Below are 8,272 nucleotides of genomic sequence, written 5' to 3' on the forward strand. Positions count from 1 at the left end.
CCAAGCTTTTCTGGTCGGAACCCCCTAAGCCGAGTTTTCAAGGTGCTGCGCCGTCCACTTGGTTTTCGAGACTGGCCTTTTAATTCTAACGTAAAGCCAACCTAGAACGGCGGGGTTTCAGACCCAAAATTTCCGATGACTAAACACCGATTAAATCTAACGAAGGTGCAAATAGGCCGCCTCTGCTTCCAATTGACGCACTAAAGCTTCATTTCCCTGCGCTCTAGCCACTTCCAGTCGGTGTTGTAAATTTCTGCGGAGTGTTTCCCTATGAGCGACGGCGGCTTGTGTTAGGACTTGCTGACGATTTTTGTTCATGATGGACAGACTTTTGAGCGACTTAACTTACCTTATATCTAAATCATAACATTCTCCTTGGTAAACTGTATCTTTAGCTACTGAATTTGGCGTTAAGATTTATTAACGGTGTTGGCAACCCTAGGGACAAGTCAATGACGGAACAGGCACTAATAACCCTTACTAGCGATTTTGGACTACAGGACGGTTATGTGGGCATTATCAAGGGAGTAATCGCGGGAATTGCCCCCCATGCTCGCACGATCGATCTGAATCATCAAATTTCGCCCCAAGACCTTTACGCTGGTCGTTTTGTCCTCCTGAATGCCTATCAATATTTTCCCCAAGGCACTATTCATCTGGCAGTTATAGATCCAGGGGTGGGAAGCAAAAGACGCGGGGTAGGGATTCGTTTTGCCGGTGGTTATTTAGTCGGGCCAGATAATGGTTTATTTAGTGGTATTTTAAGCCAATCTCCCGCTATATCTGCCGTTAATCTCAATAATTCTTCCTATTGGCGCACCCCTAACCCTAGCACGACTTTTCACGGTCGGGATATTTTTGCTGCTGTGGCCGCTTATTTGGCCCGGGGAGTACCCCTAGAAATGTTAGGTGAGATGATTGATCCCGATAGCTTGCAACAATTAGCGATCGCTGTTCCGCAAATCGAGGAAGATAAAATCAGGGGTCAAATTCAATATATTGACATTTTCGGCAATTTAATCAGCAATATTCCCGATTATCTCCTAGAAGGAAAAAATTGGTCAGTGCAGTTAGGACAAAAAATTATCCCCACAAAAAACACCTACAGTGATGTTCCTTGGGGGGAAATAGTCGCTTTTATCGGTAGTCACGGGGGGTTAGAAATTGCCGTCAATAGTGGGAGCGCCCAAAAGCAATTACACCTAAATATTGGCGATGCGATCGAGGTTAGAATAGATAGGAGTCAGTGATCAGTGATCAGTGATCAGTTATCAGTGATCACCGATCAGATTTGAGTTTTAAGGGTTCTTAGTTACTTGATATAGTTTGATCGGGTGGCATAAATCCACTAAATCCTTATCTGGCAAGAGACTTAATTGATTAGTTCGTTCTAGATCAAAAACAATTGACAAAAATTGCCTAAGATGTTTCTCTATAAGGGTTTCATCCCTTATAACCCCCGTCTATTGCATAACACAAACCGAAGAACCGTTTTAAGTTCACTGATAACTGATAACTGATAACTGATAACTGATAACTGATAACTGATAACTGATATAGCCTTTTAATCAATTCTCATACTGATATCTAACCAAGTAGAACGGGTAATCGGGGCGCTAGTAGAAATATAATCTACTCCTGTTTCGGCAACGTTGCGAATGCGATCGAGGGTAATATTTCCCGATGCTTCTATTTTGGTTTTACTATTAAAATTGCGGATCATCTCCACAGCAGTTTGCATCATCTCTAAATCCATATTATCTAACATAATGATCTCTACCTGCTGCTGCAGAGCTTGATTCACTTCTTCTAATTGACTGGTTTCTACCTCAATTGTGAGAGGATAGGGCATATTTTGCCGTACACGAAGCACTGCTTCCTCGATGCTGCCGGCTGCTTGAATATGATTATCTTTAATCATAATTGCATCATCTAACCCCAAACGATGGTTAATAGCGCCACCGATACCGGAGGCATATTTTTCTAAAATTCGCAATCCGGGGGTAGTTTTGCGAGTATCCACCAATCTTGTCGATAAATCGGCAATTTTCTCCACATATTTGCGAGTTTCACTAGCAATCCCACTCAAGCGCATGGCAAGATTTAAAGCGACTCTTTCCCCGATTAACAACGCATCGAAGGAACCTTCTATCTCGGCAATAACTTTAGACTTGGGGCAGAATTCCCCCTCGGCAACGGTGGGGGTAAAGTGAATAGTGGGGTTAAGTAGTTGAAAAACTCTTTCAGCTACGGGTAAACCAGCAATAACTCCCGCTTCCTTGGCAATCCAACTAGCTTGACCGATTTTAGCATGACCGAAGAAAATTGCTTGGGTGGTGCGATCGCCTCTACCGAGATCTTCTCGTAACCAGTTTTCTAACAAGGGATCAAGAACTAATAGGGGCGGTAACATAGAATTTATCGAAACAATCGGGACGTATTTATTTTAAGTCTAGGAATGTTTGACATTTTTGTAAACTTTCTTTAATCGAAACTTATCCCTTCATAGATTAACTCGATCGCACAGTGAAAATCGAGACTAGATAGAATAATTTCTTCCCCTTGACTATAAGCGCAGTAAAACCAAATTTTATCTTCACCGCGACGATAAACCTCAACACTGATCGATTCAGGATCGACTAAAACGTATTCTTGTAAACTAGGAATCTGACGATAATATTGTAACTTTTTAGTGCGATCATAGTTTCCTGTGCTGGGGGAAAGCACTTCAATAATCACTTGTGGATGTTGAATAAAATTACGAGATTGTCTATCCCTAAAATCGCAACTAATCACCAAATCGGGATAAAAATAACGACTATTATTAGCTTGTACTTTCGCATCAGATACATTGACTCGACAGCCTCGCGGACGGAGATGAAATCTTAAAGCAGTGTAAAAATTCAAGGTAATATCATTATGGGGCAGACTACCCCCAGTCATGGCGATAATTTCCCCATCAATGTATTCATGGCGCAATTCCTGTGTAGCTTCCCATTCTAGATACTCTTCCGGGGTCATTCTTTCTGGGTATTGAGGTTGAGCGATCATTTTTCTTTTTCCTTGTCAACTAACTAAATTAATATCCCATTTCCTTTTTATGTTATACCATTTTCTCAGCCAAAGATTGAAGAATAGTCATAATTAAGCGGCGACTGATTACCCTAATGATAAGATGGAGAGAGAAAGCATTATTGTCGCAGGTCGCTAAGATGACGAAAACAGTTGCCGATATCATGACTCCCAATCCCATCACCGTCACCGCTAACACTTCTCTGTCCGAAGCAGTGAAGATTTTGGCCGAAAAGCGGTTTAGCGGTTTACCCGTGGTGGATGACAATATGCGACTGATTGGGGTTATCTCCGAAACTGACCTTATGTGGCAGGAAACGGGAGTAGAAGCTCCTCCTTACATTATGCTCCTCGATAGCGTCATCTATCTACAAAATCCTAGCCGTCACGAGAAATTACTCCATAAAGCTCTCGGTCAAACCGTGGGGGAAGTAATGACCGATAAACCTATTAGTATCACGGCTGATCGCCCTTTGAAAGAAGCGGCCTCGTTAATGTATGATCGTCATGTGCGTCGTTTACCGGTGATTGAGGAAGAAACCCACAAAGTAATTGGTATTATCACCCGCGGCGATATCATTCGCGATATGGCAAAATCGGAAGCATAATGGCTTTTCTAGGGCAAAAATTAACTAAAAGGTCTTGAACAAATGAATCAATCTCAGGAAACGGTTACTTATTCCCTAGAAACTATCTTGATGCGGATGGAGGGAAAAATCGATTCGTTACAAAAAGATGTGACGGATTTAAAGGTAGGACAAGCGGTGTTAACGGGAAAAGTTGAGGGAATAGAAAATCGACTAAACTCATTAGAAGGAAACCAAAAATATCAGGTTTGGGCATTAATTGTCCTCTTAGCTGGGGCAATTGTGAAAACTTTTTTTTCCCTCGATCCCCCCTTAATAAGGGGGCATCTGATAATTTTTAACGCCTACCTACTTAAATTCTTATTTCCCTGGCAATTTCTCTAAAAACTATCAGAATGAAGCGCCGTCAATTTTTCATTAATTCCGCCCTAACTGCTGTTAGTTTTTCCCTAATTCCTAGAAAAGTTGTTAGTAATAATTTTCCTCTAATTAAACCGCCACATCTACAACCGGGGGACGGAGTGGGTATTATTAGTCCGGCGGGGGCAACTTTTAAAGAAGATGATTTAAATATAGTTATCGAAGCAGTTAAAGCTTTAAAATTAGTCCCAAAAGTTGGTCAATACGCTTTAGATCGTTATGGTTATCTAGCTGGTAAAGATAGGGAGCGAGCCTCGGATATAAATCGATTTTTTGCCGATGATAATATTGCCTTAATTTTACCAATTCGCGGCGGTTGGGGAAGCTCTCGTTTATTGCCTTATCTCGACTACGATTTAATTCGTCGTCATCCGAAAATTATCTGTGGTTTTAGTGATATAACCTCTTTATTGTTGGCTATTTATGCCAAAACTGGTTTAGTTACTTTCCATGCTCCTAATGGCTTTTCTAGTTGGCGCAGCGCTCAAACTGAAAGCTTTCGACGGGTTTTATTTTCTGGGGAAAAGTTGACTTTTAGAAATCTTCCCGATCCCGATGATGCTAATCGTTTAATGCAGGTAAAAAATCGCATTCAAACTATTACTAAAGGTCAAGCAAAAGGTAAATTAATCGGTGGTAATTTAACCACTTTAGCCTCAATAGTTGGCTCTCCCTATCTACCTAATTTTAACGGAGCTATACTATTTTTAGAAGATATTGGTGAAGATGTTTATGAAATTGACCGCCTGTTAAATCAATTAAAATTAGCGGGAATTTTCGATAATTTATCTGGGTTTATCTTCGGTCAATGTAGCAACTGTAGCGCCGATAGTGACTATGGTTCCCTGACTTTAGAAGAAGTGATCCGAGAATATATTCAACCCTTAAAAATTCCCGCTTGTTTAGGTTTAATGATCGGACATTTGGAGATTATTGAAACTATTCCCATCGGTATTGAGGTAGAATTTGATGCTAATCGGGGAACAATTACTATGTTAGAATCAGCGGTTAATAACTAGGGTTTGCTGAATAAATCTAAAAACCTTTTTGGATAAGGCTTTTAGACTTTTTTCCCCTCAAAAAGTGCTGACCATTGGAGTGATCGGGGGTAAAATTCCTGGACTTTTTCCCTGAAAATTAGATAACTGACTATCTCAAAATCGGTAAAACCCTACACCCCACACCCCACACCCCACACCCCACACCCTGCCTCCACCAACAAACTTTTTCAGCAGCTCCTATATTAATTTTTGGGGTACTGATAAGTAGTTGGAAAAAAGTAAAGTTAACTGTGGGGTAAGGAGTCAGTCCCGATGAAAAAATTTTCACCCCCACAGATGAAAGAGGTTTCTTTCCCTACACCCCACACCCCACACCCTCTTTCAAGTCAGAGGAATGTAGCGAAATATACGGAGCGATCGAACCAATTTGTAATATATGTGGCCTATAAAATAGGATGATGCGAGCGTTGTCCACACTTGCATCGGGAGGGAACCGTGACGACTTTTCTGGCTTCGCTCAATTTACTGCCTTCTAGTTCTGCCGCTGCCAATTTTCGGCCTGGAGAATGGACTTTTCCCACACTCTACTCCACTCTGGCTCCCGCTGCCCTAGCAGATTTAGTTTTTTCTCGTTACGAGATTGATGTACCGAAAAATTGTCAATTTTGGCATCGGGGTTTAAGTGATGTGTATCTCCTCGAAACCATGACAACTCCTTACATTTTGCGAGTGTCTCACTGCCATTGGCGCAGCAAAATGGAAATCGACTTCGAGTTAGAATTATTAGATTATCTCGATCGCTCTCAGGTTCCCGTCGCCGCGCCAATTCGCAGCAAAAACGGTGATTTATCCCTAGAAATTAATGCTCCGGAAGGGAAACGTTACGCCGTCCTTTTTCCCTATGCTCCGGGGGGAATTGCCATTGGGGATATAGATATAGAGCAAGCCTATCATTTAGGGGCGATCGTGGCTAATTTACATCAGGTGACGGCAGATTTTCAAACCCTAGCCTATCGTCATCCCCTCAACCTCAAATATCTTCTCGAGGATTCCCTGCAAATTATTGCACCTTTTCTGCACCAACGACCGAGCGACCTAGACTGTGTCTTAGAAACCATTGGGGAAATAGAGGAAGAAACCGCTAAATTACCGACAGAATCTCCCTATTGGAGCATTTGTTGGGGCGATCCTCATAGTGGTAATGTGCATATCACCCCTGATAATCAGATGACCCTATTTGATTTCGATCAGTGCGGTTATGGTTGGCGAGTTTTTGATATCGCTAAATTTCTGCAAGTTTCCCTACAATCTGGTTTAAATCGCCAGGTTCGCCACAGTTTTATTCAAGGTTACGATCAAACAGTGCCTTTAACCGATGGTGAATTATCTTGTCTTCAGTATCTCACCCAAGCGGCCTATATTTGGTCTTGGTCAATTAGCTTAAATAACCTGCGTTTAACCGATTATAGTCGTCTCTGTGCTAATTATTTTAGTAGCCGTTTGGCCATTCTCAAACGTTTAAGAACCCAAGAATGGGAATTATTCTAAGCAGCCTTAATCCTGTTGGTGACAGCAGGCCCTAACTAACCAAGATCAACTTTCTTGCCGGTCAATGGCCAAACGAGGTATCGATCCCTGTATGCTGGTAAGTATAGATAATCACTAGGTAAAGACTTTCTTCTCCATCTGCCAAAAGTGAAGCAAGCTTTACCGCTCTTGAATAGTCTCTCACAGCCTTACAGACAGATGGTATTATGTCCAGAAGAAAGAAGAAGTTTCCCTGTGGTCACAAGGGTTATGGCCAAGTCTGCCATCATTGCGCTCAACTAGATGCCGCTTGGGAAGAAAGAAAACGTCAAAAAAATGCCTGGGAAGCCACTTTTTCCCAAGATCCGATCGATCTGCGGGAATTACCGAAAAATGTGGTACTTAAAGCTAGGGAAATCCTGCAAGGATTACAAAATCACCGCAATTATCGAGATTTCCACGGTAAACGATTGCGACACGATCGCTTTATTATCAGTATCCCCGTTACCCGCAATTATCGCCTCATCTGTCGCGACCACGGCAATCTCCTCGTCCCAGAAGCGGTTATCTCTCACGAAGATTATAATGTTTGTAAACCGGGTAGGTGAAGCTAATCTTTAGTTCGCTTGGGAAGATTTATCGCTGTTTATATCTTCCCAATCCGGCAGCCAATTTTCAGCGAGAATCTCCTCCAGACTAGCTAATACTTCCACGGGGAAAATACTGGCATCTAATCTGGTTTCGTCAATCATCAGATTGCGAGCATCGAGATAACATTTGGCTAAAATTTCCCTTAAATAGGACTTTAAGCTGGGACTATCTTCTAAAAGATCAGCAATTTGTAGGCGAAAATTCCTGATTTCTTTTTTCCATGCTGCTTGGTTGTAATCTCGTTGGGATTGCCAGTAGGTTAACTTCAGTAAATGTTCTAGGAGTCGAGTTAAGAGACTCTTAAGCGCTCGTCGATTATTTTTCCCCAAATCTGCTAACTCCTCTAATAAATTCTGCCAATCTACCGCTTGAAAATCCCCCCGACGCAATTGGTTGATAGTGTTTTCTAACCAAAGTTGATAATCGCTATCGTAGAGATTTGGCCTGGTAATATTCATCATTTTTTACTCCTTAATTGCACTGTTCAGAATCCTTGCTGATAGCTTCCCAATCCGGCAGCCAATTTTGATCGAGAATCTCCTCGAGATTAGCTAACACTTCCAGAGGGAAAATACTGGCATCTAATTCGGTTTCGTCAATAAGCAGATTGCGAGCATCGAGATAACATTCCTGCAAAATTTCCCTTAAATAGGACTTTAAACTGGGACTATCTTTGAGAATTTTTTTGATCTGAATCCGAAAATTGCGAATTTCTTTTTTCCATCCAGCTTGATTATAATCCCGTTGGGATTGCCAGTAAGTTAACTTCAGTAAATGTTCTAGGAGTCGAGTTAATAAACTTTCTAATGCTCGTCGTTCACTTTTTCCCAAATCTGCCAACTCCTCTAATAAATTCTGCCAATCTACCGCTTGAAAATCCCCCCGACGCAATTGGTTGATAGTGTTTTCTAACCAAAGTTGATAATCGCTATCGTAGAGATTTAAAATAGTAATATTCATCATTTTAAGTAGCTGGTTATAATTAAATTAAAAATGGATTTTAGGTTCGATCCC

General features: G+C 41.5%; 11 protein-coding genes and 1 pseudogene. 6 read left to right on the forward strand and 6 right to left on the reverse strand.

What is annotated here, in order from left to right; translation table 11 throughout:
- Positions 1–156: 156 nt before the first annotated feature.
- The gene (pirA, locus tag IM509_RS12910; protein WP_002765458.1) at positions 157–318 is read right to left on the reverse strand and encodes an arginine synthesis PII-interacting regulator PirA; all 162 of its coding nucleotides are present in this window, start codon (positions 316–318) and stop codon (positions 157–159) included.
- Between the two features lie 134 nt (positions 319–452).
- Between pirA and IM509_RS12915 the strand changes: the two genes are divergently transcribed.
- Positions 453–1,250 (forward strand): SAM hydrolase/SAM-dependent halogenase family protein, encoded by a 798-nt coding sequence (locus tag IM509_RS12915; RefSeq protein WP_052277508.1) that lies wholly within the window; start codon positions 453–455, stop codon positions 1,248–1,250.
- Between the two features lie 193 nt (positions 1,251–1,443).
- Here the strand turns inward: IM509_RS12915 and IM509_RS12920 are convergent, their stop codons facing one another.
- The 3 genes from IM509_RS12920 to IM509_RS12930 form a co-directional block, all read right to left on the reverse strand.
- Positions 1,444–1,572: a hypothetical protein gene (locus IM509_RS12920; protein ID WP_283160200.1), complete on the reverse strand. Its 129-nt coding sequence runs from the start codon at positions 1,570–1,572 to the stop codon at positions 1,444–1,446.
- Positions 1,565–2,413, reverse strand: a complete 849-nt coding sequence (nadC, locus tag IM509_RS12925) for a carboxylating nicotinate-nucleotide diphosphorylase (protein ID WP_052277507.1) — start codon at positions 2,411–2,413, stop codon at positions 1,565–1,567. Before nadC ends, IM509_RS12920 begins: the two co-directional genes overlap by 8 nt.
- A 71-nt stretch (positions 2,414–2,484) precedes the next feature.
- A complete protein-coding gene (locus tag IM509_RS12930) occupies positions 2,485–3,051 on the reverse strand; it encodes a Uma2 family endonuclease (RefSeq protein ID WP_004162239.1) in 567 nt (188 codons plus the stop codon).
- A gap of 161 nt (positions 3,052–3,212) precedes the next feature.
- Here IM509_RS12930 and IM509_RS12935 point away from each other — a divergent pair, with 161 nt between their 5' ends.
- The 5 genes and pseudogenes from IM509_RS12935 (at position 3,213) to IM509_RS12955 (ending at position 7,215) form a co-directional block, all read left to right on the forward strand.
- Positions 3,213–3,680, forward strand: a complete 468-nt coding sequence (locus IM509_RS12935) for a CBS domain-containing protein (RefSeq protein WP_012265148.1) — start codon at positions 3,213–3,215, stop codon at positions 3,678–3,680.
- Between the two features lie 42 nt (positions 3,681–3,722).
- A pseudogene (locus IM509_RS12940) lies at positions 3,723–3,971 on the forward strand (hemolysin XhlA family protein); the annotation flags it as partial.
- Positions 3,972–4,054: 83 nt separating this feature from the next.
- Positions 4,055–5,098 (forward strand): S66 peptidase family protein, encoded by a 1,044-nt coding sequence (locus IM509_RS12945; protein ID WP_072927446.1) that lies wholly within the window; start codon positions 4,055–4,057, stop codon positions 5,096–5,098.
- Positions 5,099–5,575: 477 nt separating this feature from the next.
- Positions 5,576–6,628 (forward strand): phosphotransferase enzyme family protein, encoded by a 1,053-nt coding sequence (locus IM509_RS12950; protein WP_043995549.1) that lies wholly within the window; start codon positions 5,576–5,578, stop codon positions 6,626–6,628.
- A 206-nt stretch (positions 6,629–6,834) separates the two neighbouring features.
- Positions 6,835–7,215 carry a DUF7682 family zinc-binding protein gene (locus IM509_RS12955; RefSeq protein ID WP_002747647.1) on the forward strand — a complete coding sequence of 127 codons (381 nt, stop codon included), beginning with the start codon at positions 6,835–6,837 and terminating at the stop codon, positions 7,213–7,215.
- Positions 7,216–7,224: 9 nt separating this feature from the next.
- On the opposite strand, the gene IM509_RS12960 is transcribed toward IM509_RS12955, so the two are convergent.
- Positions 7,225–7,719, reverse strand: a complete 495-nt coding sequence (locus tag IM509_RS12960; protein WP_052277504.1) for a DUF29 domain-containing protein — start codon at positions 7,717–7,719, stop codon at positions 7,225–7,227.
- Between the two features lie 10 nt (positions 7,720–7,729).
- A complete protein-coding gene (locus tag IM509_RS12965) occupies positions 7,730–8,221 on the reverse strand; it encodes a DUF29 domain-containing protein (RefSeq protein ID WP_052277503.1) in 492 nt (163 codons plus the stop codon).
- Positions 8,222–8,272: the final 51 nt, after the last annotated feature.

The organism is Microcystis sp. M31BS1 (genome assembly GCF_020245285.1).
Lineage (GTDB): Bacteria > Cyanobacteriota > Cyanobacteriia > Cyanobacteriales > Microcystaceae > Microcystis > Microcystis panniformis.

Bases quoted from the DNA above. Each gene is read 5' to 3' on its own strand.
- IM509_RS12930 (WP_004162239.1), bottom strand. From the start codon at position 3,051: ATGATCGCTCAACCTCAATACCCAGAAAGAATGACCCCGGAAGAGTAT.
- IM509_RS12965 (WP_052277503.1), bottom strand. From the start codon at position 8,221: ATGATGAATATTACTATTTTAAATCTCTACGATAGCGATTATCAACTT.
- IM509_RS12915 (WP_052277508.1), top strand. From the start codon at position 453: ATGACGGAACAGGCACTAATAACCCTTACTAGCGATTTTGGACTACAG.
- IM509_RS12945 (WP_072927446.1), top strand. From the start codon at position 4,055: ATGAAGCGCCGTCAATTTTTCATTAATTCCGCCCTAACTGCTGTTAGT.
- nadC (WP_052277507.1), bottom strand. From the start codon at position 2,413: ATGTTACCGCCCCTATTAGTTCTTGATCCCTTGTTAGAAAACTGGTTA.
- IM509_RS12955 (WP_002747647.1), top strand. From the start codon at position 6,835: ATGTCCAGAAGAAAGAAGAAGTTTCCCTGTGGTCACAAGGGTTATGGC.
- pirA (WP_002765458.1), bottom strand. From the start codon at position 318: ATGAACAAAAATCGTCAGCAAGTCCTAACACAAGCCGCCGTCGCTCAT.
- IM509_RS12935 (WP_012265148.1), top strand. From the start codon at position 3,213: ATGACGAAAACAGTTGCCGATATCATGACTCCCAATCCCATCACCGTC.
- IM509_RS12960 (WP_052277504.1), bottom strand. From the start codon at position 7,719: ATGATGAATATTACCAGGCCAAATCTCTACGATAGCGATTATCAACTT.